This window comes from Aeromonas sp. SCS5, from assembly GCF_001887375.1.
Taxonomy (GTDB): Bacteria; Pseudomonadota; Gammaproteobacteria; order Enterobacterales; family Aeromonadaceae; genus Aeromonas; species Aeromonas jandaei.
In genome coordinates, this window is record NZ_LFCS01000023.1 from 1 (window position 1) to 25804 (window position 25804).

Consider the following 25804-nt stretch of genomic DNA (forward strand, 5'->3'; position numbering starts at 1 on the left):
GTTGGCACGGATGGTCACACCTTCCAGGCTGTAACCAGCGGCGGTCTTGTGGTGATGACGGTGTCCATCCCCACTGTGCCCGCCAGCATCGCCGCTCACACTAGCGCAGAGATAGGTTATCAGGTGACAGTGCATACCAACCTGGATCACGGGGCGGATGACAAACTCAACCTGACCTTGCCAATCAAGGTAACCGACAGCGATGGCAGCCAGAGCCAGGGCTCAACCACCATCACTGTGACGGATGGCGTGAACCCCATTATCTCCGCTATTGACTCGGTCACAGTGAAGGAGTCTGCCCTCGATGGCTCTGCCAGCCAGCATCCGGGCACCATGCCCTCAGATCTGGGTGAAACGGCCAGCGGCAAGGTGACCATTAGCGCCGGTTCGGATCGGGTTGCTTCCCTTGAACTCGACGTGGCCGCCTTCAACCAGGCTAACCACCTGACCTCCAACGGTCAGTCGGTGACGCTGGCCGCTCACAGCCCGGGTTGGTATCTGGCTACGGCAGAGGGTGGCAAGTCGGTTTTCTGGATCCACCTCGATGTGAACGGCAGTTACAGCGTCTATCTGGTGGGGCAGCTCGATCACGGTATTCAGGGTAAAGATGATCTTGCGATTGAGGTGCCGCTCTTTGTCACCGATCACGATGGCGATCGTAGCCCCAATGTCAGCGTGACCGTGACGGTACAGGACGATATGCCTATTGGCACTGTGCTGGCTCATACCCTGAACGAGGGGAGTGCCTCCGTCAGCGGTGATCTGCTGCCAGCCGCCAACGAAGGGGCTGATGGCGCCCGGGTGGAGTCGATCACCATCAATGGCCAGACCTATGCCGTCAATGGCTCACTCACCCGGGATGTGATGAGTCCGGATGGCAAGCAGGTGATGGGCTCTCTCACCATCTCGGCCGATGGCAGCTACCGTTTCACGCCGGCCAGCGGCTTTGATCACGATAATGCCCAGCTGCGTCAGGTCATCACCGCCCATCTGGTGGATGGCGACGGTGACCGCGCCGACAGCACCTTGACCCTTAATCTGCGGGATGAGCCGGTGAGCTTCACCGTCACTGCGGCAACCGGCAACGAAGATCAGGGGGCTCAGGATCCGAGCGCCGGTATCCTCATCAACATGCAGCTCGATATCGGCGATTTCGACCGGGGCGAACATGTAGATCAGCTCCTTATTCAGGCGCCAGCCAATGCTCATGGCACCTTCTATTACAGCGGGGTTGCCCTTGCTACCACAGCGGATGGCAAGTGGTTTATCGTCCCGCCAGCGGCCATGGTGACCAGTGATAATGTGCACTACAGCACCCAGGGGGTGACTTTTGTGCCGGATGCCAACTGGTCTACCTGGAGCAACAAGGGCCAGCCGCTGCACTTCCAGGTGCAGTTGCAGGTGGGGGTGACCGAGGGGGATGCCCCTGCTGTAGTCACCGGCGATCTTGCCATCACGGTGCGCGGCGTGGCCGACAAGCCGGTGTGGGATGCAGGTCACACCAGCCAGCATTACGATACCAGTGAGGACAGCAGCGGCATCAAGCTCAATGTGAAAGCGGGCCTCACCGATACGGATGGCTCCGAGACCCTGACCTACCAGATCAAATGGGAGACGGGCAAGGGCACGCTCATGCTCAACGGGGTTGAACTCAAGCCAAACGCCAGCGGGCTCTATACCGTATCTGCAGCCAATATCAACAAGGTGACCGTGGTTCCGGCCAAGGATTTCAGTGGTGACATCAAGCTGTCGGTGACCCCGATCAGCACGGAGCAGAACCCGATCGCGCCGGGTCAGGGTACGGCGCAGGGAGACAAGATTGAGCTGGTGATCAACGTCAATCCGCTGGCGGATGACGCCAAACTCACCGTGCGCGATATTCAGGGCAAAGAGGATACCTTGCTCGATCTGGGCAGCAAGATTGGCCTCGCCCACCTGGGTGACACCACCGATGGTTCCGAGCGGCTCTTTGTACGCATCAGTGGCCTGCCCGCCGGGGCGACGCTGCTGCTGGGGGGCGTTGCCGTCAGTCAGAATGCAGCCGGGTATTACGAGGTGCCCTTTGAGCGCATCAATGAGCTCAAGCTGCTGCCGCCCAAAAACAGCAACGTCGATTTCGATCTGACCATCAAGGGCGTGGTCAAAGACAGCGCCACCCTGACCGATGCCAATGGCCAGACCCACATCGTGGTGAACGAGAAAGAGACCGGCTCCCAGACCATTCATGTGGATCTGGTGGGGGTGGTGGATCAGCCTCACTTCGAGCTTGGCAATACCGGCTGGGAGGCCGAAGGGACAGGCTATGCCATTACCGTGGGCGAAGATGGGCGGGCGCCGCTCAACTTTACCCTCACCTCGGGCGAGTGGGTCGATACCCCGCACGATACTTCCGAGAGCCTCAACGTGGTGCTGCAAGGGTTGCCGGAAGGGGCCCGAGTCTTTGATGCCAGCGGCAAGGAGCTGACCCTCACTTTTGCCGGACTCGATGCCAGCGGCAAGCCAACCTATCAGGTCAATGTCTCCGATTTTGGCAATCTGCTTATTCAGCCACCCCACAACAGCACGGCGGATCTGCATCTTGTCGCCAGGGTGGTGGTCACCGAGAACGATGGCGACAGCAAGAGCTTCGAGGTACCGCTGCATATCAAGGTGGAGCCGGAGATCGATGCGACCGACTACAGCAAGACCAGCCACGGCCTGGAAGATCAGTTCACCGTGCTTGACTGGCATCCGACCCTTACGGACGGTGCCGAGAAGGTCACTGCGCTGAGTCTCTCCGGGGTGGAGGATGGCTACCAGATCTGGCTGCGAGTCGGCGGCGTGGAGAGCCAGCTGACCGTGGTGGGTGGCCAGGTCACCCTGACGGCCGCCCAGCTCGACAGCCTGCTCAACGGGGGACAACTGCTGGTGAAGGGGCCGGAGGATAGCGATCGGGATACCAATATCCAGAGCCAGGTCACAGTGACCCAGCACGATGTGGATTCGGGCACGGTGGCCGAGAAGGTGATCGATGGCAACCTGCACGTCGATATTCAGGCGGTGGTGGAGCCCGATGGCGTGCTGACCCAAACTGGTGGCGCACTCGTGGGGCAGGGCGGTGCCGATATCGATCTGGCAGGGCGTTTCCTCTTTACCGACCTCGATCCCTCCAGCGTGGAGGAGATCGACTATCTGGTGATTAACCTGCCGGTGCTGAACGGTGGTGCAGGGGATCAGTTTGTGGTGATTGGCGGCATCAACAACGGTAACGGCAGCTGGATCGTACCGGCGGGCAACCTCGGCAGCTTCAAGCTGCATGCGCCCGACGGGTTTGTCGGCAAGGTTCAACCGATCCGTATCGATGCCATGGTGATCGACCGGGGTGACGATGGCGATGCCAGTGCCCATGTCAAGGTGAGCCTGAACACGGATGCGACCTTCGAGGCGACGCCGACGACCAACAAGGAAGCTGCGGCGACCGTCGATATCGACGACAACGCGGTGCTGGTGGGCAAGGAGGATATCCGGGTTGATTTTGGTCAGCAGCTCAAAGGCGTGATCCATATCGGTGCCACCGATCAGGCCAGCGACGAGGTGACCATAGTCCTCAAGGGGCTGCCGGCGGGTGTCACCATCAGCGGCGCCGAATACAACATCTCGACCGGTGAGTATGTCATCAAGGTACCGCCGTCACTGGCTGGTCTGGAAGGGCTGACCCTCGGCTTGCCGCAAGACTTTGCCGGCTCGCTCAATATCGAGGTGAAGGTGGTCAACACGGATACCGCCAGTGGCGATATCAAGGTCGTCAGCAGCACGGTACGGGTCGATGTGGCCCCCGTGGTCGATGTGAATGGTGGCCGTGGCGAGCACCCGGAACTGACTTTGACCGTGCTGGATACCAACCATGACGGACAGCCGGACAATCTGGAAGATAGCGAGATCCACCTCGATCTCTCGGTGAAACTGGCCGATATCAGCCCCTCCATCGCCAATGGTGGCCTTGAAACCGTGGAGCGGGTCACCATCACGGTGGATGCCAAATATGGCTACTTCCTTGATGGCAGTGGCAAGCCGGTCAACACCCTGGTGGTCAGCGATGTGGCAGCCCTCAAGGACTTGGTGTTTGTGCCCAAAGAGCACTTCAGCGGTCAGGTACCGCTCGACATCAAGGTCGATATTGTCGATACCGCGCTGGTCGGTGGTCAGCAGGTGACCGACAGCGGTAGCTGGAGCGGGCAGGTCGGCTTTGAGGTGAGACCGGTCAACGATCCGGCAGCCCTGACGCTGCACGATGTATCGGGCAACGAAGATGGTGCCATCAGCCTGGCTGGCTTTGGTGCCGCCCTCATCGATAACGACGGTTCCGAGAAGATAGTGGCGTTGCAGATCAAGGGGGTACCGGATGGTTTTACCCTCTCGGCCCCTGCCGTGAATAACGGTGGTGGTGTCTGGCAAGTACCTGTAGGCACCGATTTTGCCAAGCTGACCCTGATCCCGCCGGCCGATTTCAGCGGCAGCGTGGATCTGTCACTCAGCGTCTTTACCCTCGACAAGGGGCTCACCATTCCCCTTGAAACCAGCGGCAGCTTCACCGTGACCGTCAATCCGGTGGGAGATGCCCTCATTGCCGATATTCAAGGGCAGGCGAGTGGCACCGAAGGGGATGTGATCACGCTGGATCTGGGGCTGGAGACCAGGGATAACCAACCAACCGGCGGCAATGCGGGTAATGTGCATGAGAACAAGCCGGAGCAGGTTCGGGTCACCATAGAAGGAGTTCCTGATGGTGCCGAGATCCGCTTGCCAAACGGCGTGGCGGGGACGGTTGTTGATCTGGGAGGCGGTCGCTGGCAGGTCACCACCGAGGGCGGCAAGCTGGGTTCTGTCGAGCTGGTAACCAATGATGCCAACGGCGCGCTGGATCTCAAGGTCATAGCTCAGAGCCTCGACAACGGTGCCCTTGGCCCTGAAGTCAATGGCACTATTCATGTGGATGTGAGCCCGGTCAACGATGCGCCAATCAACGTATTGCCAACGACCCCACAAGTCGCGCAGGAAGATCAGCCCTTCGTCATCCACGGCTTGCAGGTGAAAGATGTGGACGCGGGCAGCAGCCCCATCAAGATCACCCTGTCGGTGGAACATGGCACCCTGACGCTGCCAGTTGGCAGCGGCGTGACGGTGGTCGGCAACGGCACTGGCTCTCTGATACTGACCGGCACGCTGGCCGATCTCAATGCCTTGCTCTCGGGCGGGGTCACCTATCAGGGGAACAGTGATTTCTACGGCAATGACGCCCTGACCATGGTCACCAACGATCAGGGGAACACCGGTAGTGGTGGGGCTCTCAGCGATACCGATGTGCTGCCCATCGAGGTGCTGCCGGTCAATGATGCGCCGATCAATCAGCTGCCCACAGCGCCGCTGGTTGCCGAAGAGGATGTGCCTTACCGCATTGATGGCTTGCAGGTCAAAGATGTGGATGCGGGCAACAGTCCCATCGAGGTGCGCCTCTCGGTTGGCCACGGCACCTTGACCCTGGCGGCCGGCAGCGGCGTGACCGTGACCGGCAGTGGCACGGGCTCGCTGGTGCTGAGCGGCTCGCTTGCCGCCATCAATGCGCTGCTGGCGGGCGGGGTGACCTATCTGGGAGCACAGGACTTCAATGGTCAGGATCAGCTCACCATGGTGACCAATGATCTTGGCAATACCGGTAGCGGTGGGGCCCTAAGCGACACCGATGTGGTACCCATCGAGGTGCTGCCGGTCAATGATGCACCGGTCAATCAGCTGCCGGGCAGCATGACGGTCAAAGAGGATGGCTCTCTGTCGCTATCCGGTATCAGCGTGAAGGATGTGGATGCCGGCAGCGCGCCTGTCTCCATGGTGCTGCGGGTCGAGCATGGTGTGCTTACCCTGCTGGGCGCAACTGGCGCCGTGATGGTGCAGGGGGCGGGTACCAGCGAGATCGCTCTGGTGGGGTCGCTGGCCGATCTCAACCAGTTGCTGGCAAGCAGCCTGCACTATGAACCGGCCAAAGATTTCTGGGGAGAGGATACCCTGACCGTCACCACCTCGGATCAGGGCAACAGTGGTGCGGGTGGCCCGCTGAGCGACACCGATCAGGTGACCATCAATGTCACGCCCGAGCCGGACATGCCGAGCCTGACACTGACCCAGCACGAGATCCATGCCCTGCAGGGGGCGCTGGTGCCCCTGAGTCTGCAGGCCTGCGTGGTCAATCCGGCAACCGGTGAGCTATCCATTCGCATCAGCGGATTGGGGAACGCTCAGGTACAGGATGAACATGGCCTGACCGTGGGACATCAGGAGAGCAACGGTGACTGGCTGATCCCGGCGGATCACTCGGTACCGCTCTACTTCAACGGCCTGAGCGATGGGGATCATGTACTGGGGATCTCCGCCGAGTCGAGTGTCGGCGGTTCCACCATCAGCACGCCACTCGATACCCTGACTATCCACAGCCAGAGCGGTCATGAGCTGTTGGGGTCCGAGCATGACGACATCCTCTTTGGCTCTTCAGGCGATGATCGTCTGGTGGGAGGGCTTGGGAACGATGTGCTCCATGGCGGCAAAGGCAACGATATCCTCACCGGTGGTGCCGGCAGCGATCTCTTTGTCTGGCAGAAGGGGGATGAGGGGAGTCAGGGGCAGCCCGCAGTCGATACCATCACCGACTTCCATCCGGAACAGGGGGACAGGATCGATCTGGCCGACCTGCTGCGGGGTGGTCCGGGAGCCAGCGTCGAAAGTCTGCTAAGCAACCTCTCGGCGTCGGTGACGAGCGGCAGCAATGGTCTGAGCGATGTGAATCTCTCGGTGACCTCGGCCAACGGTGGTCAGGTGACTCAGCAGATCACCCTGAAGGATGTGGATCTGAACAGCTGGAATCTTACCAGCACCTCGTCCCACGACATCCTGCAGAGCATGCTGGATAACCACAGCCTGATCATCCAGCATCCCTGATAGCGGGCGAGAAACGTAAAAGGAAGAGCCGGCAATTGCCGGCTCTTTGTTTATCTCTGCGTGGATTGTCTTTTGTTATCAGCCGATCAGGCCAGTGCCTGAGCCAGCAGGTGGATGGGATGTTCGCAGCGAAACGCCGTGCTCATCTCGATCTGCCATTTGCAGGTTTCGCAATCGGTGATCACCAGATCGGGGGCCAGGCGGTTGATCTGATCGAATAGCCCCTCGCCGATGGTCTGGCTGGTCTGGTAGTTCTCCGACTTGAAGCCGTAGGTGCCGGCGATCCCGCAGCACTGGGACTCCAGCACCGTCACCTTGACCCCGGGAATGGCGCGCAGCAGTTCGAGGGTATAGATGACACCCCCCATTTTTTCCATATGGCAGGGGGTGTGGTAGGCAATGTGCAGATTGAGCGGTTTCATCGCCGGTTTGTTGCCCTTGTAGAACTCGTTCCACAGGAAGCGGGTCACCAGCGAGATGCGATCCCGCACCTTGTGGTTGTCCTGCTCCAGCAGGTGGGGATATTCATCGCGCAGGGTAAAGCCGCAGGTGGAGGAGGTGGCCAGCAGCGGCATCTCGTTGCCCAGCAGGGAGTTCTCCATCTGCTTGATGTTGAAGGCCGCCTGCTGCTTGGCCTTGTCCATGAAGCCGTTGGCAATCAGCGGCACGCCGCAGCACTTCTCCCGCTCCAGCAATTGCACGCCGATGTTCATGGCGTTGAGCACCTGTACCAGCTCTTTGCCGAGTTGCGGGTGGTTGTAGTTGACGTAGCAGCCGTGGAAATAGGCGATTTGGCGCGCAAAGCGGGCCTGAGTCTCTTTCTGCTTCTTGTACCAACCGCGGAAGGTGCCCTGGGAGTATTTGGGCAGGTCGCGGTGGGAGGAGACCCCCAGCGCCTTGTCCAGCACCAGCTTCATCGGCTTGAGGCCGGTGGTGAAGTTGACCACCGGCGCCATCAGGGTAGACATGCTGCCCATCAGATCGGTGTGGGAGAGCACGAACTCGCGGATCCCCGGTTTGAAGCCGCTGTACTTGTCTTTGGCCTTGGCGATGATGTCGCCGATGCGTACTCCACTCGGGCAGGCGACTTCGCAGCGCTTGCAGTTGGTGCAGTGCTTGAGGGCGCTGTCAAAGAGCTCCGGGCTCTTGATCCGCAGCCGCTCCCCATCCGGGCCCGCCTGTTTCGGGCCGGGGTAGGCGGGATTGGCCTTGGCCACCGGACAGTAGGCGGTACAGACGGTGCATTTGATACACTGATCGAAAGTTTGGTTGGCGTGATCCAGTAGCATGTCAGTTCTCCTCCCGTAGGGTGTGAAGGCACGGGATATGGGACAAAATCATCATTGGGCGGCACCCAGAATATGGCCGGCGGCCTGCCAGCCGGTGGCAACCGCGACACCGGAACCTGATCCCTCTTTGATGGGGTCATAGTGCGCCAGCACGCTGCCGGCGCCGTAGAGGTTGGTGAGCGGCTTGCCGCCGCGCAGCACTCTGAGCTTGTCGTCGGTCTTGACCCCGAAGCCCATAAAGGGGTGGTGATCGAACAGGCGGCGACCGGCCCAGGCGTCGCGCTCTTCCAGACTCAGCACATCGGCATCGAAGATGGGTTCGCGAATGCCGCGCAGACGGGACTCCAGCCCGCGGCTGAAGAAGCTGCCGGAGGCGAGCACGAAGTTGTCCGCTTCAAACAGCTGGTCATCGCCATTCTGGGTGTGTACGCCGACCACCCGATCCCCCTCGTAACGGGCGCCCAGCACCCGCTCGCTGGTGAGGAAGGTGCCGCCAAGGGCCATGAAGCGGCGCTTGAGCGCCTCCTGCATCCGCATCCCGATCAGCGATGGCGGCATGGTCGCCACCTCCTTGATGGTGCATCCGGTACGTTGCTCCAGCTCCGCCAGACGCGGGCCAACCAGCCCCAGCGACAGGCAGGCGGGCAGCACGATATGGCGGCAGTCGGGCACGCCGCTCTCTTGCACCATTCGACTGATCTCGCTGGCCAGATCGGCCACCAGATGGTGCTTGTCACACAGACGCGCAATATCGGCAGAGCGAAACTCATGGGGATTGCGGCTGAATTCCGCCAGCTGGGGCAGGCGGATTTCGCCAGTCAGAATGCGGCAGTGGGCAAAGCGCGGATGGGTCGCCAGATTGGCCGCCGCCAGTGCCGGATGAAAGTCGCGAAAGCCTTCGAGGGTGGCCAGCAGTAGCACGTCCGGGATCGGTGCATCGGTGACGCAGGCGCAAGTATCGGGGGAGAGCCAGGTACGTTTGAGGGTACCGATGGGGGTCAGGCGCTGGTGATTGGTTTCGTGGCGCACCAGCGGCAGCCCCTGCTCGGCGCAGTGGCGCTGCAGATCGGCCAGGCTCGCCTCGATATTCTGCATTCCGACTTTGCTGTAGGGGTGATCCGGATGAGCTGCCATAAAGGCGGGCAGCGCTGCGCGGGGATCTCCCTCGCTCTCCAGCAGGTCGACCGAGCCGGAGGAGAAGTGGAGGGCACTCTGGCCTGAGGCCATCAGCAGCGTCTTCTGGCCTGCTTCCACCAGACGCAGGGCGGCCGAGAGACCCGCCATGCCGCCGCCGATAACGATATTGTCAAACTTCATGACGGCTCTCCTTCTCAGTGGCGTGAGTGGCATTGTGCTGCCCGGGGGCGCGTGGCGCATCGGTGACCAGCTGCGGTGTGGTCCACTCGCCAAGGCCAAACAGCCCCTCGTAGATCCAGTAGGTAAACTCGGCCTCGCGCAGGGCATCGCCCCACAGCACTGGGCGGGTGCCCTTGTAGCGCTCTTCCAGGAACTGGCGCAGCATGACGCAGGCCTGACGGCCGTCGGCCTTGCCGTACTCCTGCATCAGGCCGGCGGCGCGGTAGGCGCACAGCTCGCCCTGACAGGGCCCCATCCCCAGACGGGTGCGGCGGCGCAGGTCGATGAGGTTGTCCACATCGAGCTCGCGCAGGGCGTATTCGATTTCACCGGCGGTGACCATCTCGCACTCGCAGATGAGGGCGTTGGCTTTCGGATTGTCACGGAAGAAGGCGATAACCCGCTCGCCGTGGCGGTACTGGGCCGACCCTTCGGCAGGCACCGAGAGCCCCGGGGCGGAGACCTTCTCCGGATCCCGCGAGCCGGGCAGATTGAGCTCGGCAGTGCGGCAGGGCTTGCTGTTGCCAAGCTTCTTGGCCAGCAGATCGGTGGCCCACTCCGCCATCAGGCGGTAGGTCATCAGCTTGCCGCCGGTGATGGTGTTGAAGCCCTTGAGGCCATCGCGCTCGGCGTGATCGAGCAGCACTATGCCGCGGCTGATGTTGCGGCCTGTGTCGTCACCGTCCACCGCCACCAGCGGGCGAACGCCGGCGTAGGCGCGCAGCAGACGGGTGCGCGCCATGATGGGGGCAAGCTTGATCCCCTCGCGCAGCAGCACTTCCACCTCTTCGGGCTCGACGGTGAGCTGGTCAATCTTGTTGTAATCGATGCGGCTGGATGTGGTGCCGATGAGGGAGATGGTATCGCCCGGCACCAGAATGTCCGCATCCGCCGGTTTGCGGGCGCGGTTGAGCACCAGCTGGTTGATGCGGTAATCCATGATGAGCAGGGATCCCTTGGCCGGGAACATGCGGATGCCGAGATCGGCGTATTCGCAAATTTGCTGGCCCCAGATGCCGGCGGCGTTGATCACCTCCTGACACTCAACCTCGAACGCTTCGCCGGTGCGGGTGTTGATCGCCTTGACCCCGTGTACCCGATCCTGAGTGCGCAAGAGTCCCAGCACCTTGCAGTGGGTAAAGATACGCGCGCCGTGCTCTTTGGCGTCCAGCACGTTGGCGGCGGCGAGGCGGAACGGGTCGACCGTACCATCCGGCACGTGGATTGCGCCGATCATCGCCGGGTTGGCGTTGGGCTCCATACGCAAGGCTTCGCGGGGATCGAGCTGACGGGTTTCGATCCCGGCGCGGGCACATGCATCCATGAAGGTGGTTTGGAAATTGATGTCATCTTCCGGCAGGGTGAGGAAGAGGCCGCCGGTGTCCTCGACACAGTGGCTGGCAATCCGCTTGAGGATGCGGTTTTCCTGAATGCACTCGCGGGCGGATTCCTGATCCGTCACCGCGTAGCGTGCTCCCGAGTGGAGCAGGCCATGGTTGCGCCCCGTAGTGCCGGCGGCGATATCGTCCCGTTCGAGCAGAATGCAGTCAATGTCGCGCAGTGCGCAATCGCGCATGATGCCTGCCCCGGTGGCCCCGCCGCCTATGATGACGACTTGTGTAGTTATTCTTTGCATTGGTGCCGGTCTCGCTACTCACATTGATGAGAAGTTTGACGTTAACCGTGAGTAAAATGTTTGATTCAGACCAAATAAATGAGCGTGATCGAACATTTTCGACCGTTAATGCTCAGAAGTGTGATCGGGATCGGCCTGACAATAGCCCCTTTCAGGGGGCGGAGTGGCCCATGGCGATGTTCGCAACAGCGCCAGCTTGAGTGCGAACGACCATCTGATGGCCATTGAATTCGAGGTGCTTCAAAAAGGTTTCGCTTTGTTGCAGGCCGGCTGCGTCGAACTGCATGCCGTAGACGGGGTAGTTGTTGATCTGGCGCTGGTTGCGCACTGTGCCGGTCAGCTGGTAGGGCATCCCGTTGGCGCTAGAGGCATCGAGGCGCAGCTCAAGCGAGTGGTTGAGGGGAATGGTCGGTGCCTGATGGTGGGTGCTGAAGGCGCAACCTGCCAGCGAAAAGTCCACCAGATGGATGTTGAGCGGGTGCTGGGCAAAAAGAGCGACTCCTGTGCAACTGATTGGGTAGCGGATCTCCTTGCGGATCTTGAACAGGGTCATGCTCTCTGGCTGGCGCATGGTGAAGAGCTGGGGCTGCTTGTTGAACTGCTCGATAAAGCCCTCGAAGCAGAGCATGGCTCCCACCCCCCGCTCGCAGATGATGGCCGCCGTGAGGCGGTAACCCGGTTGGCAGTAGAGTGCCGCATCCGCCGGGGTGGTGGCGGGCAGGCTGAAATAGATGATGCGCGCCTTGTCGGCGCCGATCAGCACGGCAGGCAGGGAGCGCAGCTGACCGGTCGGAGTGATCACCTCGATCCCCACCTTGCTGGCGGGATAGAGATAATCCATGACATCGGGCCCCTGGATGGAGATGCCCTTCTCCTTATTGGCCTTGATACGATCCTTGATTGATTTGAAGGGTGACTGCTGAGTCTGTTGTGTCATGGATCATGGTCCCGATGCTCCCGCGTTACAGATTCATTTAAGTAGTCAGCCTCAATTGCCGCAACACTTCTTGAACTTCTTGCCGCTGCCACAGGGACAGGGATCATTGCGCCCAATGCGGAGCGGGACGGGATCTATCTCGCCGTCGGTGTAGACCCAGCGAGCCTCATAACGCACAAAGCGGGAACGTTCATGCAGGCAGTGACGAGTCTCGCCTTCCACGAACCAGGCTTTGAACTCCACCATGCCGAGTATGTCGTCGGGGCCGCCCTGGCTGGCGATGATCTCGAGGCCATCCCATTGGGTATCGGTCTGGGAGAGCAGTTCTGCGGTCAGCTCTCCCAGATAGTCGGGGTGCCAGCTATGCACCAGATAATCCCCAAGACCCAGCACGAAGGCGCTGTAGCGCGAGCGCATCAGCTGTTCTGGGGTGAGAGCGGGAGCACCGCCGTGGAGTGATCCGCAGCACAGTTCGAGAGAAAGGTTGGAACCGCAAGGGCAAAGAGTCATGTTTTTCGCTAATTGGCCGATTTATTTTAAGGGAATTGTAACGAAAGCGAGCCGCGAACTGCCAGCACCTATACTGATGATTGGGCAAGGAATTCCAATAAAAACAGCTGCAAGGATGTGAAAAATGACGTTAAAGCAGAAAATCCTGTTACTCGGAGCGCTCCCCGTGCTGTTGATGGCACTGGCGGTCAATCTCAGCAACTACATGCTCTCCAGAAGCGATCTGGAGTCTGATTTGGTGGTGGCGCGGGAGAAGGCGATCAAGGATCGCAAGGCGCTGCTCAGCAGTTACATCATGATGGCTCAGACTGCCATCAACGCTGTCTACTCCTTGCCTGATTCACCGGAGAATCGGCAAAAGGTCAAAGAGTTGCTCAGACCGCTGCGTTACAGCAGCGACGGTTACTTCTTTGTCTATGACTTTGAGGGCAACACCATATTGCTGCCGGTTCGCACCGAACTGGAGGGCAAAAACCGCTGGAATGACAAGGATGCCAAGGGCAAGTTCCTTATTCAGGAGATCCTCAAGTCGGCCCGTCAGGGGGATGGCTTTACCGAATACTGGACGGCCAAGCCCTCCATCGGTCGTGATGCGCCCAAGCTGGCCTTTACCCTGGTGCTGGACAAATACCAGTGGATCATAGGGACCGGCTTTTATATCGATGACATCGACAACGAACTGGCCACCCTGCGTGCCGAGCGGGAGAGCAAGATGAACAGCTCGCTGCAGGTCGGGGTGCTGGTGATCCTGGTGATTTTGGGCGTCACTCTGGTGGCGACCGTGATTGTCGGCAACAGGGTCAGCAAACCGCTGGCAGATGCGGTGCTGGCATTGAACGATATCGCCAACGGCGAGGGGGATTTGACCCAACGTCTCAAGGTGCAGAGCAAAGATGAGATTGGTCAGCTGGCCAGCGCCTTCAACCGCTTCGTCGAGCGGATCCAGTCGGTGGTGAGTCAGGTCGGGGAGACCAGCAACCACCTCTTCAGCGCCGTCGACAAGCTGCATCACCTTAGCGAGCACTACGACCAGCAGATGCACGGCCATAGCCGGGAGACCGATCAGGTGGTCACCGCAGTGACCGAGATGAGCTCGACCGCGCAAGAGGTGGCGGCCAGCGCCTCCAATGCCGCCAGTGCAACCAGCGATGCGGCCCGCGAATCCGACGCGGCGCGCGGCGTGGTCAGCACCGCCATCAACAGCATCAACCGGCTGGTGGGCGAGGTACATACCGCCTCCGGCGTTATCGAGCAGCTGGCGCAGGAGACCGGCAAGATCGGCTCTGTGGTGGAGGTCATTCGCGGCATCGCCGAGCAGACCAACCTGCTGGCGCTGAACGCGGCCATCGAAGCGGCCCGTGCCGGCGAGCAGGGCCGCGGTTTTGCGGTGGTGGCAGACGAGGTGCGATCCCTTGCCGGCCGTACCCAGCAGAGCACCAAGGAGATCAACGAGATGCTCCAGCGTCTGCAGGGCGGGGTAAAACAGGCGGTGGATGTAATGCAGGCAAGCGAGGAGCGCAGCCAGGAGACGGTGCAGGAGGCGAGCCACATCGCAAGCTCCCTCGACAGCATGGTGATGGCGGTCAGCACCATCAACGACATGAACATCCAGATCGCCACGGCCGCCGAGGAGCAGCACGCGGTCTCCGAGGAGATCAACAAGAACCTGGTGGCCATCCAGCAGATTGTCAGCGAGCTGACCAGCGCGGCGGTCGAGTCCAACAGCACCACCCGTGATCTGGCCAATACCGGCGACAAATTGCGCAAGCTGGTCTCCCAGTTCCGCTATTGATCCTGCCTTGTCAGGTGACGAGTGCCACAAGATGCGGTCTGAACCCCGGTTCAGGCCGCACTTTATTTGGGGATTGACCAATAATGTGTGAAAATTGCCGCCCTCTGTGTCTGCGTTTGCCCCATAGCCTATGAATGAGATCGTGAAAGGTAGTATCGACTTGATCCGCCAGCTCAACTACGGCCTGGTTTATGCCAGCCTGGAAGAGCACAAGGAGTTGTCGCGCACCGATCTCTCCCGCTTGACCGGTCTCTCTCCCGCCAGCATTACCAAAATCACCCGCGAGCTGCTCGACAGCGGGCTGGTGGTCACCTGTGGTGAAAGCTCGGTGGGGCGTGGCCGTCGCCAGACCTTGCTGCGCATCAACGAGCGCCGCTTCCAGTTTCTCTCCATGCGGCTGGGGCGTGGTTATGTAGACATGGCGCTGTTCGACTTCACCGGTCGTTCGCTGGCGCGCCATCGCCATATTTTTACCGAGGCCGAGCGCGGCGAACTGCTGGATAGCCTGGTTCACGCCATTCGCAGCTTCTTGCCGAAAAAGGCCCTCAACCTTGCCTGCATCGCCCTTTGTCTGCCGGGTCAGGTAGAGCGCCACTCCGGCATGGTCAAGCACTTCCCCTTCTACGATCTGCGCAACTGGCCGCTGGGGCCGACTTTGCAGGAGGCCTTTGCTGTGCCGGTGCTGGTGAGCGGCGACGTGCGCACCTGGATCCAGGCAGAGCGCGAGTGGGGAGCCGCCAAGAATTGCGCCGATGCGGTGCTGGTGTTCGTTCACAACGACATCGGTGTCGGCATGGTGGTCAATGGCCAGCTTATCGAGAGCGAAAATGCGCTGCTCGGCGATCTCAGCCATTTGCAGCTCGAACCCTATGGCCAGCGCTGCTACTGCGGCGGCTTTGGCTGCGCCTGCACGCTAGTGACCAATCAGGCGCTGGAGGCGCAATACCGGGATCTGCGCGAGCGGATGCAGGAGCACGATCTGCCCGAGAGCGTCACCATTCGCGAGCTGTGCGAGCTGGCGCTGGCGGGCAACAGCCTCTGTCAGGATATTCTCCATCAGGCGGCGGGGCGCCTGTCGCGGGTGCTCTCCAACCTCATTTGTCTGCTCAATCCGGGCAAGCTGCTGCTGGGGGGCGAGATCACCCGTGCCGATCGACTACTGTTCCCCATGTTGCATCAGTCGCTGGCGAGCCAGTTGCCGGCCGAGTATCTGGTGCGGCTGCAGATCGAATCCACCCACTTCTACGAAGATCCCACCAAGCCCACCTCGGTGCAGGTGCACAAGGCGCTGCGTGACGGTAGCCTGTTGCTGGAGCTGCTGCGCACCTGTCAGGAGTCGTAAGGCAAAAGGATTTGGCACTGTGCCTGGCGAAAGGGGCAGGGATTGCTGTTCCACCAGCACGTAACTGGGTACAATCTTGCGCTTTTCCGGCAGAACCCCTGTTATCGGGCGCTTATGGCGCCGTGACATGTGGGCACCGTTGCCGTTCCTGTTTTGACTCCAGTTGTGAACCTAGATGAAGCCTGTTCCTGATCACGCCGTCAACCGCCTGCGGGCCTGGCGCAAGAGTATCTCTACCCGACCGTTTCTCGCCCGTGGCGGCACGTTGGCTCGTTGTCCCGCCTGCCAGCTGCGCGAGGACTGGTGTGCCTGCGAGTGGCGCCCCGAGCTCAAAGCGGAGGCGGGCTTTTGCCTGCTGATGTACGACAGCGAGCCGATGAAGCCCTCCAACACCGGTCGCCTCATCGCCGATGTACTGCCAGATACCACCTGGGCCTTTCTCTGGTCGCGCACCGAGCCTCATCCCGAGCTGCTGGCCCTGCTGGCCGATCCCGTTTGGCAGCCCTATGTGGTATTTCCCGCCTGCGAAAAGGAGCCGGCCCGTTTGACCGGCGAGGTTGTGCTGGCGCCCGGCAAGAAGCCGCTCTTTATACTGCTTGACGGCACCTGGCCCGAGGCGCGCAAGATGTTCAACAAGAGCCCCTATCTCGACGGTTTTCCGGTGCTGGCCATCAAACCCGATACGCTCTCCACCTACGGTATGCGGGTCGCCAACTGTGATGAGCACCTCTGCACCGCCGAAGTGGCGGCCTGCGTGCTGGAAGTGGCGGGGGAGCTCAGGGCCGGGCAGGCGCTGCAGCACTGGTTCAATCTCTTTAGCCGCCGCTACATGGCCGGTCGGGTCAGCCGTTTCCCCGGTGATGACGAGGCGCCGCTGCTGGCGGCTCTGACCGCCATCAAGGGATCGGAAGTGGAATCTCCGGCGCCACAAAGCGCCGCTTGAGCCAAGGGGCAGGGGCGCGTGAGCCCAAATTAGTGAAAATCAGGAATCAATTGGCTGCCACTGTTTCGTTAGATTCATGGACTTTGGCCCGTTAGGATAACCGGCAGTCAGTGCAGCCCCTCTGCCCGGCGTGTTTATTCTCCCCCTGGTTGCCCTGTGTCGGGCAACCCAATCCCGTGAGGTCTATGGATGGAATTGGAACTGGTTACCCTGTTTGCCCTGTTTGGCGTGGCGCTCATCGCCGGCTTTATCGATGCCATCGCCGGTGGCGGCGGCCTGTTGACGGTGCCGGCCCTGCTGGCCACCGGCATGCCCCCCGCGCTGGTGCTTGGCACCAACAAGCTGCAGAGCAGTTTCGGCTCCTTCTCCGCCACCTGGTTCTATGCCCGCAGAGGATTGCTGGAGTGGGCCATGATCTGGCCAGCGGTGATCTGCACCTTTATCGGCGCCGCCGTGGGCACGCTGGCGGTGCAGACCATCGATGCCGCCGTGCTGGAGCGCTTGCTTCCCTTCCTGCTGATGGCTTTTGCCTGTTACTTCTTCTTCTCGCCGCGGGTGAGCGATGCCGAGAGTTCCCGCCGTCTGACTCCCATGCTGTTTGCGCTGCTGGTGGGGGGCGGGGTCGGCTTCTATGACGGCTTCTTCGGGCCGGGGACCGGTTCATTCTTTGCCATCGGTTTCGTGGCGCTGGCAGGCTTTGGCATGGCGCGGGCCACCGCCCACACCAAGCTGCTCAACTTCACCTCCAACATCGCCTCCCTGCTGTTCTTTGCCCTCGGCGGCAAGGTGGTGTGGAGCGTCGGTTTCTGCATGGCGCTGGGGCAATTTGTGGGCGCCCGTTTTGGCTCCAAAATGGTGCTGAAAAAAGGGGTGAAGCTGATCAAGCCGCTGCTGGTGACCGTCTCCCTGCTGATGTCCGCCAAGCTGGTGTGGAGCCAGTATCCCGAGCTGTTTGCCTGGATCTGATGTGTGCCTTGCTTGCCGCATCGCAATTGTTAACGGTGCCCTCGGGCCCCGTTGTCATATCTGCGGTTTTACAGCGTTAGCGCGGTGTGTCGCTGTAATGGCTGAAGTGTTTGCGCAGGGCGTTGACCAGTTTGGCAATGCGCTCGCGCTTGAGACTATTTGGCCGGTAGACCAGATGGAGCGGGCGGGCGAGTGCCGGCAGCAGGCGGGCCGTTTCTCCCTGCTCCCCCACCAGCGCCAGCAGACCGGCAGGCAGCAGCACCGGGCCGATACCGGCCTTGGCCAGCTCGATCAGCGCCAGATAGGAGTCGAGCTCCATGGCGGGCTCCAGGCCGAGGGCGGCGAGGGGCTCACGCAGATAGCGATTGGCGGGGTTCTCCAGATCCATGGTGAGGATCTTGCGCCCACCGCCCTGAGCGGCAGGGGGCAGGCTCTGCTGCGCCTCTCCCACCAGATAGAAGGGCTCCTCCAGCAGCAGCTCGGCGCCAAGGCCATGGCCGGGCGGGAGGCGACCGGCGCAGATGCCGAGCAGGGCATCGCCGCTGCGCACCCGCGCCAGAATGACCGGGGTGTGGTGGGTGGAGAGGGCGAGATGCGGGTCGCGGCCAAGGTAGCCGCGCATGAAGTGGGCGAGATAACCGGCCAGCAGGGTCTCGGAGCAGGCGATGGGGAGGGGACTGTGATCAGCCAGATCCTGGCTGTCGGCCAGTACCCCCTTCATCTCGGCCAGGCTCGGCGCTACCCGCTCCAGCAGCTCCAGCGCCTGCGGAGTGAGCCGGATCTGGCGCCCCTCCGGCTCGATCAGCTTCTTGCCAAGGCGCTGCTCCAGCTGGGCAATGCGCTTGCTCACCGCCGACTGGCTGATATAGAGGCGGCTGGCCACCTTGGCCATGGTTCCTTCACTTGCCAGCAGGCTCAGCGTCTCCAGCCCTTCCAGTAACATCTCGCCCCCTTGTCATCGACAGATTGGATCTGCGTTACCTTAGGGGCTGGTCGCTTCAGGAGCAAGTGTCGTTTACCGCCTTGAACGGGCCAATGCGCCAGCTCTTCAAGGGCGGTGCGAAGATCACCAGATTGCCGATGAGACTCACCACCACGCCGACCACCGACACCGGCTGCCAGACAAATCCCTCATAGAAGGTCGAAAGGGTAAGTGCCACCAGCGGAAAGAGCACGGTCGCGTAGGAGGCCTTGCTGGCCCCGATGCGCCCCACCAGGGTCAGATAGGCGGTAAAGGCGATGACCGAGCCAAACAGGGCGAGGTAGACCATGGCCGCCAGATAGTGGCTGTCGGTCGGCACCACCAGCTGCTGCCCGAGCAATGTGACCCAGCCCAGCAACAGCACGACGCCGTAAACCATGCCCCAGGGCACTATCTGCAACACATGGTAGCCGTGGCGCTGGCCGCGGGCCGAGACCAGATTGCCCAGCGAAAAACAGAGGGTACCGCCACAGGCGAACAGCAATCCCTTCCAGCCGTTTGCACCCAGTTGCGCATCTGCCAGCACCGGCCAGAACAGCAGCAGGGTGCCAAAGAGCCCCAGTAGCGACCCTTGCAGCCAGCGCAGGCCCGGCCGTTTGCCCTCGAACAGCCAGAGGTTGAGGCCGTTGAAGATGCTGGCGCTGGCGAAGATCACCGCCGACATGCCGCTCGGGATATAGCGGGTGGCGTGGTAGAAGCAGAGAAAGTTGGTGGAAAAGAGCAGGGCGCCGAGCAGCGCCGCATAGCGCTGGCCATGCCACGGCAGGCGCGGAAAGCGGCCGCTGGCGGTGAGCAGGACAAACAGCGCCACCGCCGCCAGCAGGAAGCGATAGAGCACCGACACTTCGATGGGAATGGGGCCAAGCTGCCAGGCGATGGCGATCCAGGTGCTGCCCCAGATAAGGACGGTGGCGAGATAGAGCAGAAGGTTCATCGGTTGTTCCAAAAGTCAGGAGGTTTGTATTCCAGCATGGGGTGGGCAGGGGCTTGCTGGCTTGCACCATCTTGCGGTTTTTGTTTGTAGGCCGCTGTCATCCGGGGCGTCAGTCGGTAAGATGAGCGGACGGCAGGATGGGCTTGCCGGGATCGTCAGGGAGAGGCAGGGTCAGATGAAAACGGCAGGGGTATTCGACGCACTGGTCAGCACCGGCGCCCGGCTGGAGGACTCCTGCTGGCTGGAGCCGGGGCTTGGCGTCGCCAGCTGGCGCAACTGCTACGATCAGACCCGCTACCACAAGCCGGGCCACCACACCCTGAGCGTCTATCTGCAGGGGGGCGAGCAGACCGAGCGGCTCGACGGGCCGGGCGGTTGTGGTGGCACCGGCAAGGTGTGCATCATGCCGGATCACCACAGATCCGAATGGCTGGTGCGCGAGGAGTTTCGCTTCTTCCACCTCTACTTCACCCCGGCCCACCTGACCCGCATCGCCGAGGAGGTGTGCGACCGCGAGGGGCGCCACCTGCAACTGCTGGACAAGACCTTTATCGACGATCCGAAGGCGGCATTGTTGGTGCAGAGTCAGCTGATGCAGCTTGAGTGGCAGCACGGCATCGACCGCCTGGCGCTCTCTCACGGCGCCTGGATGCTGATCCTCCACGCCTATCGCCACCATACCGAGGCGGCGCCTGCACTGCCGACGGTACGTGGCGGGCTGGCTCCGGTGGCGATCCGGCGGGTGCAGGAGTACCTCCATGCTCATCTGGCCGAACCGGTGACGCTGGCCCAGCTGGCGCAGCAGGCGGGTCTGAGCGAGTATCACTTCGCCCGCATGTTCAGTCAGAGCCTGGGCTGCCCGCCACACCGCTACCTGCTGGAGCTGCGCCTCAAGCGGGCCAAGCAGCTGCTGGCGGGGAGTGAGCCGCTGGCGACGATCGCCAGCCAGTGCGGTTTCTCCTCCCAGGCTCACTTTGGCAACCGCTTTCGCGAGGCGTTTGGCCTGACGCCGGGGCAGTGGCGTGCCCGGCTGTCATCCTCCTGTCACAGTTAACCGCGAGACTCAATGCGTTCCGGTGAGTTCGCTCACCCCGTCATTTCGCAGTGCCACAAACAGGAGCCGCCATTGAATCATCGCAAGCGCCAGATCCGTACCCGCCACCTCTGGTTCAACCACTGGAATGCCCCGCAGGGGCGCCTGACCGAGCCAACCCCGCCCGAACCGGCTATTCCTCACAGTTCCCGCTGAAAAAGGGCGCTACCAGATAGGATTTTTCCGGCAACTTTGCCACTATTGCTCCATCAGAGTGACGTGGACATGGCTGGATGTATCTGGAACGTATTGAAGTTAAAGGATTTCGCGGCATCAATCGGTTGTCGCTCGGGCTTGACCATACCACAGTGCTGATCGGTGAAAACACCTGGGGGAAATCGAGCCTGCTGCGCGCCCTCTGGTGTCTGCTGGGGCAAAATGCCGAGCCCTATCAGTTTGGCGCCGAGGATTTCCACCGGCCGGAAGATCCCGAGCTTGCCCCGGCGCGCCATCTGCAACTGGTGCTCACCTTCTGTGAACACAGGCCCCAGATGTGCCAGCACTCCCGCCGTCTGGCTCGGCTTTGCCCTGCCTGGGTACTGCACAAGGACAAGTTCAACCGCATTCACTACCGCGCCAGTGCCGAGTTGCTGGAGGATGGCACGGTCGCGACCCTGCACGACTTTCTCGACGGGGTGGGCAAAAGCCTGCCCATCGCCAATGCTCACGAACTGGTCTGCATGCTCATTACCATGAACCCGGTCTTTCGCCTGCGCGATGCCCGCACCGCCCGCAACGGGGTGGAGACATTGCAGTGGGGCGATCTCTCCGAGCATCGTCTGAACGAGCTGGCGGACAAGCTGATCGACGAGCCCCAGCGCATTGGCGAGCCCGAGCTCAAGGAGGCGCTGCAGGCGGTGCGCCAGCTGATGGATCACTACTTCAACGCGCTGGCACCCATCAAGAACAAGCCGCGCAGTCAGCGCGACATCATCAATCGCCCCATGACATTGCGCAATCCGGGTAACCTGCACACCCTGCTGCGTCAGGCGGACAACCGCGCCCTGCAGCTGGCGATGGCGGGGATGGCGGCGACCCTGCTGCAGGCGCGTGGCAACCGCGAGCTGGAGGAGGGGGCTCGTCCCATCATGATCCTCGAAGATCCCGAAAGCCGCCTCCATCCGACCATGCTGGCGCTGGCGTGGGGGCTGCTGGAGCAGTTGCCTGGCCAGAAGCTGCTCACCACCAACTCGGGGGACTTGCTCTCCTCCCTGCCGCTCAATCAGGTGCGTCGGCTGGTGCGGCGCCAGCAGGATATCCTCTGCCACCAGCTGGGGGGCGAGCGCTACAGCAGCGACGATCTGCGCAAGATTGCCTTTCATGTGCGGATCAACCGGCCCATGTCGCTGTTTGCCCGTTGCTGGCTGCTGGTGGAAGGGGAGACAGAGATCTGGCTGCTCTCGGAGCTGGCCCAGATCTGTGGCTACAGTCTGCGGGCCGAGGGGGTGCGGATCATCGAGTTTGCCCAGTGTGGCCAGTCGCCGTTGATCAAGGTAGCGCGCGACTTTGGCATCGAGTGGCACCTGCTGGCCGATGGCGACGAGGCGGGGGTCAAGTATGCCGCTTCGGCCCGCGGTCAGCTCAAAGGCGACAGAGAGCGGGATCGGCTGACCCAGCTGCCTGCGGTCGACATCGAGCACTACCTCTACAACAACGGCTTTGAGGGGGTGTTCCGGCGTGAAGCCGGTGTCGGTGGCCGCGCCATGTGGAGTGCCAGCCATATCATCAACAAGGCGATCCATCATCGCAGCAAACCGGGTATGGCGCTGGCGGTGGTCGAAGAGGCGGAGCGGCTCGGTGCCGAACACATACCGCCGGTGATCCGCCAGATGTTTGCCCGGGTGGTGGCACTGGCCCGCGGCCAGCGTTAAGGCCGCCACTTGTGATGTCAGGCGTTGGGGATGGCGCCGGGTTTGGGTATACTCGGCCCCTCTCTGGCGCCATCATGGCGCATTTCGACACCCTTTGCTGGAGGCGCCATGTTCGTCCAACTCCCTTTCTGGCTTTTTCCCCTGACCGGCCTGATGGCGCTGGGAGCGCTCATTGCCCTTGGCATCGTGCTCTGGCGCGGTGATCTCTGCCCTGGCCAACGCTCGCGCATCAGCCAGCAACTCTTCTCCATCTGGGTCATTACCGCCCTTTCGCTGATGCTGGCGGTAGAGGCCAAGGCGGCCAGCTGGCTGATCTGGAGCGGCGGTGCGGCGCTGGTGCTGGGCGTGGGCCTGTCGCTTGCCCAGTCACGGCTGGAGGGGAAACGTTCCATCCCATCTTCCCTGCTCTGGCTGCCGGCGTTGCCGCTGGCAGTTTATGGCGTGGGCCTGCTGCAACTGCAGGGCTGGGTCAGCGGTCTGCTGCAGATGGCAATGCTGGGTGCGGCCTTTGCCCACCTGATGCTGCTGCGGGCGCGTCACCGCCTGCAGGCATTCAATACCCTGCTGCCACTGGCCGGTCTGGTTGGTGCCATGGCCAGCCTGATCTGGCTGGGCGTGCTGGTGGGCTGGCAAGGGGGTGAGGCCAATCTCGATGCCCTGATCCCGGCGGTGGTGACGCAGGCGGCGTTGCTGGTGGCCTCCCTGCTGCTCTGGTTCAGCCCGCTCTATCTGCAGCGTGATACTGCGCCGGTTGTGGTTTCAACTTCGTTGTGTGGTCTGCTCATCGCCCAGCTCGCCGCCACCAGCGTGCTCCATCAGCTGGTGTGACGCAGGCAAGCAAGCCCTGAAAAAGAGAAAGCCCCCGGATGTGATCCGGGGGCTTTTTGTTTGCGGGAGGGGGCATCAGTAGAAGTCGTCTGCCCCGCAGATAAAGAGGCAACTGCTGCGTGGCTGGGCCAGATATTCGCGGGTCAGCCCTTCCAGCGGCATGCCGAAGGTGCAGATATCCTGCGGCGAGGGGAGGGCGGTATCGAGGATCCGTCGCCAGTAGCCACCGACACCCTTGGGGGGGCTAGGCAGGTTGAAGGTGAGGGGCTCCCAGTAGGCGTTGAACAGCACGTAGAGTGCCAGCCGGGTTTCGCTCGAGAGGGCCGACATGGCGATGGCGTGGGAGTGGGTGCTGAAGTCAGGCTGCATGGCGTTGACGCCGTGCCAGCAGATCTCGCTGTGGCGCAGGATTTCGGTGAGCGACAGCGGCATGCTCTCCTGCTCGGGGCGCTGGAACAGGTGCTTGCGATACTGGATCAGCTCCTTCATGAAGCGGAACATCTCCTGACTGCGGGCGTTGGGTTGCCAGTCCATCCAGCAGGTCGGGTTATCCTGACAGTAGCCATTGTTGTTGCCATGCTGGGTGCGCAGCAGTTCATCGCCCATCAGCAGCATGGGGGAGCCCACCGAGAGCAGGGTGGCCACCATCATGTTCTTGGCCTGACGCATACGCAGGGCGTTGATCTGGGGATCTTCCGTTACCCCTTCGTGGCCGTGGTTCCAGCTGAAGTTGTGATCGCAGCCATCGCGGTTCTGCTCGCCGTTGGCTTCGTTGTGCTTGTGGTTGTAGCTGGCCCAGTCCCACAGGGTAAAGCCGTCGTGGCAGGTGACGAAGTTGATGCTCTTCTCGGGGTCGGCATGGTGATAGTGGTAGATATCGGGGCTGCCGCAGAGTCGCTCTACAAAGGCCGTCACGCTGTTATCGTCCCCCCTCAGAAAACGGCGCACATCGTCGCGGAACTGACCGTTCCATTCACGCCAGCGCGCGCCGGCGAGTGATCCTACCTGATAGAGTCCCCCCGCATCCCAGGCTTCGGCGATGAGCTTGATGTCGGCGATGTTGGGGTCTGTATCTATGGTACGCAGGGTGGGGGCGTTGGCCTGCGGTTGGCCCGATTCATCCCGCGACAAAATGGCTGCCAGATCAAACCGGAAACCATCGACGTGCATCTCCTGCCGCCAGAAGTGCAGGCTGTCCATGATCATCCGCAGCACTACCGGGTGGGCGCCGTTGAAGGTGTTGCCGCAGCCCGAGTAGTTGGTGTCCTGCTGGTTGTTGTCGAGGATGTAGTAGGCCTCGTTGTCGATGCCGCGAAACGAGAAGGTGGGGCCATCGTTGCCCCCTTCCGCCGTGTGGTTGTAGACAACATCGAGGATCACCTCGATGTTGGCCTTGTGCAGTGCCTTGACCATGTCGCGAAACTCGGTCAGCGGATCGTCGCCGCAGGCGTACTGGGCGTGGGGGGCAAAAAAGGACATGGGGCTGTAACCCCAGTAGTTGGAGAGCCCTTTGGGCGAATCCTGCGGATCAAACTGGAACACCGGCAGCAACTCGACGGCGGTGACGCCGAGGGATTGCAGATAGGGGATCTTCTCGATGAGACCCAGATAGGTGCCGCGCAGTTCAGGCGCAACCCCGGAGCTTGGTGAGTTGGTAAAGCCTCCCAAATGGAGTTCGTAGATCACCGAGCGCGAGAGGGAGTGGGCCGGTAGCTTGTCACCCTCCCAGTTATAGTGGCGGGTATCAACCACCCGGTTCTTGGCACAGCTGGCAATGTTGCTGCCCGGGAGTGCAGCAGCCCAGCGATCGTAGTTGGGGCCGAGCTCGATGCTGCGGCCATAGGGATCGAGCAGCACCTTTTCCCCATCGAAGCGGGTACCGCAATAGGGGCGCCATGGGCCCTGAATGCGATAGGCGTAACGCTGCCCGATGGGCAGGCCTTCAATATGGATATGCCAGTAATAGGCGGTACGGTTGAAACGGGGCGAGAGCGGGATCACCTCCGGGGTGCAATCTCCTGCACTGGAGAAGAGCAGGAGTTCTACCCGGCTGGCCAGGCGTGCCCAGATCGCGAAGTTGACGCCGTGACTGTCGGGTGTAGCCCCCAACTGACGGCAATGTCCGGCGGAGATGCGCATATCATACCTACCCAAAATGAGGAGTGTTCAGCTTATTGAGTGTAGTGCCGGATGCCTTTCCCTGATCCGTTTGCCTGAAAAAACAGCATGATGCTGATAAAGACCGCACTCTTTGTCGTATAAATCTACGAATAAACTTTTTTTGATATATTTACTTGCAATCTGTGCGCTGGCGCCTATTATTGGCCACCTCGGACGCGGGGTGGAGCAGCTCGGTAGC

General features: G+C 61.5%; 17 protein-coding genes. 9 read left to right on the plus strand and 8 right to left on the minus strand.

All coding sequences use genetic code 11. The features are described from left to right. The coding region (locus tag BS300_RS20565) for a type I secretion C-terminal target domain-containing protein (protein ID WP_143241873.1) at positions 1-6966 on the plus strand (6966 nt) is incomplete at its 5' end. Between the two features lie 86 nt (positions 6967-7052). Here BS300_RS20565 and glpC read toward each other — a convergent pair. From glpC to BS300_RS20590, 5 genes are all read right to left on the minus strand, one after another. Further along, positions 7053-8255, minus strand: coding sequence for an anaerobic glycerol-3-phosphate dehydrogenase subunit GlpC (gene glpC, locus BS300_RS20570; protein ID WP_071915067.1), 1203 nt, complete (start codon positions 8253-8255; stop codon positions 7053-7055). A 51-nt stretch (positions 8256-8306) separates the two neighbouring features. Further along, positions 8307-9572, minus strand: coding sequence for a glycerol-3-phosphate dehydrogenase subunit GlpB (glpB, locus tag BS300_RS20575; RefSeq protein WP_071915069.1), 1266 nt, complete (start codon positions 9570-9572; stop codon positions 8307-8309). Further along, positions 9562-11247, minus strand: coding sequence for an anaerobic glycerol-3-phosphate dehydrogenase subunit A (glpA, locus tag BS300_RS20580; protein ID WP_071915071.1), 1686 nt, complete (start codon positions 11245-11247; stop codon positions 9562-9564). The genes glpB and glpA overlap by 11 nt, the downstream gene beginning before the upstream one ends. A gap of 151 nt (positions 11248-11398) precedes the next feature. Beyond that, on the minus strand, positions 11399-12184 hold the full coding sequence (locus tag BS300_RS20585; protein ID WP_041210283.1) for a PilZ domain-containing protein: 786 nt from the start codon (positions 12182-12184) through the stop codon (positions 11399-11401). Positions 12185-12235: 51 nt separating this feature from the next. Next, entirely contained in the window at positions 12236-12694 is a 459-nt protein-coding gene (locus tag BS300_RS20590; RefSeq protein WP_083593576.1) for a YchJ family metal-binding protein, read from the minus strand. A 124-nt stretch (positions 12695-12818) separates the two neighbouring features. Here BS300_RS20590 and BS300_RS20595 point away from each other — a divergent pair, with 124 nt between their 5' ends. From BS300_RS20595 to BS300_RS20610, 4 genes are all read left to right on the plus strand, one after another. Next, complete coding sequence (locus BS300_RS20595) at positions 12819-14486, plus strand: methyl-accepting chemotaxis protein (RefSeq protein ID WP_033116114.1); 1668 nt, start codon at positions 12819-12821, stop codon at positions 14484-14486. A 130-nt stretch (positions 14487-14616) separates the two neighbouring features. Further along, complete coding sequence (locus BS300_RS20600; protein WP_033116113.1) at positions 14617-15828, plus strand: ROK family transcriptional regulator; 1212 nt, start codon at positions 14617-14619, stop codon at positions 15826-15828. Between the two features lie 175 nt (positions 15829-16003). Then, positions 16004-16771: a tRNA-uridine aminocarboxypropyltransferase gene (locus tag BS300_RS20605; protein WP_071915074.1), complete on the plus strand. Its 768-nt coding sequence runs from the start codon at positions 16004-16006 to the stop codon at positions 16769-16771. A gap of 189 nt (positions 16772-16960) precedes the next feature. Continuing rightward, complete coding sequence (locus tag BS300_RS20610) at positions 16961-17737, plus strand: TSUP family transporter (protein WP_043851743.1); 777 nt, start codon at positions 16961-16963, stop codon at positions 17735-17737. A gap of 76 nt (positions 17738-17813) precedes the next feature. Here BS300_RS20610 and BS300_RS20615 read toward each other — a convergent pair whose 3' ends face one another. Beyond that, positions 17814-18680, minus strand: coding sequence for a LysR family transcriptional regulator (locus tag BS300_RS20615; protein ID WP_071915076.1), 867 nt, complete (start codon positions 18678-18680; stop codon positions 17814-17816). A 55-nt stretch (positions 18681-18735) separates the two neighbouring features. Then, positions 18736-19653: an EamA family transporter gene (locus BS300_RS20620; protein WP_071915077.1), complete on the minus strand. Its 918-nt coding sequence runs from the start codon at positions 19651-19653 to the stop codon at positions 18736-18738. Positions 19654-19828: 175 nt separating this feature from the next. Here BS300_RS20620 and BS300_RS20625 point away from each other — a divergent pair, with 175 nt between their 5' ends. The 4 genes from BS300_RS20625 (at position 19829) to BS300_RS20635 (ending at position 23445) form a co-directional block, all read left to right on the plus strand. Then, positions 19829-20707 carry an AraC family transcriptional regulator gene (locus BS300_RS20625; protein ID WP_033116108.1) on the plus strand — a complete coding sequence of 293 codons (879 nt, stop codon included), beginning with the start codon at positions 19829-19831 and terminating at the stop codon, positions 20705-20707. A gap of 72 nt (positions 20708-20779) precedes the next feature. Further along, positions 20780-20902: a hypothetical protein gene (locus BS300_RS21565; RefSeq protein ID WP_255933577.1), complete on the plus strand. Its 123-nt coding sequence runs from the start codon at positions 20780-20782 to the stop codon at positions 20900-20902. Between the two features lie 77 nt (positions 20903-20979). Then, on the plus strand, positions 20980-22617 hold the full coding sequence (locus BS300_RS20630; protein ID WP_041210275.1) for an ATP-dependent endonuclease: 1638 nt from the start codon (positions 20980-20982) through the stop codon (positions 22615-22617). A 108-nt stretch (positions 22618-22725) separates the two neighbouring features. Beyond that, on the plus strand, positions 22726-23445 hold the full coding sequence (locus tag BS300_RS20635; RefSeq protein ID WP_071915081.1) for a hypothetical protein: 720 nt from the start codon (positions 22726-22728) through the stop codon (positions 23443-23445). 75 nt (positions 23446-23520) lie between these two features. Here BS300_RS20635 and glgX read toward each other — a convergent pair whose 3' ends face one another. Then, the gene (glgX, locus tag BS300_RS20640) at positions 23521-25584 is read right to left on the minus strand and encodes a glycogen debranching protein GlgX (protein ID WP_071915083.1); all 2064 of its coding nucleotides are present in this window, start codon (positions 25582-25584) and stop codon (positions 23521-23523) included. Between the last annotated feature and the right edge of the window lie 220 nt (positions 25585-25804).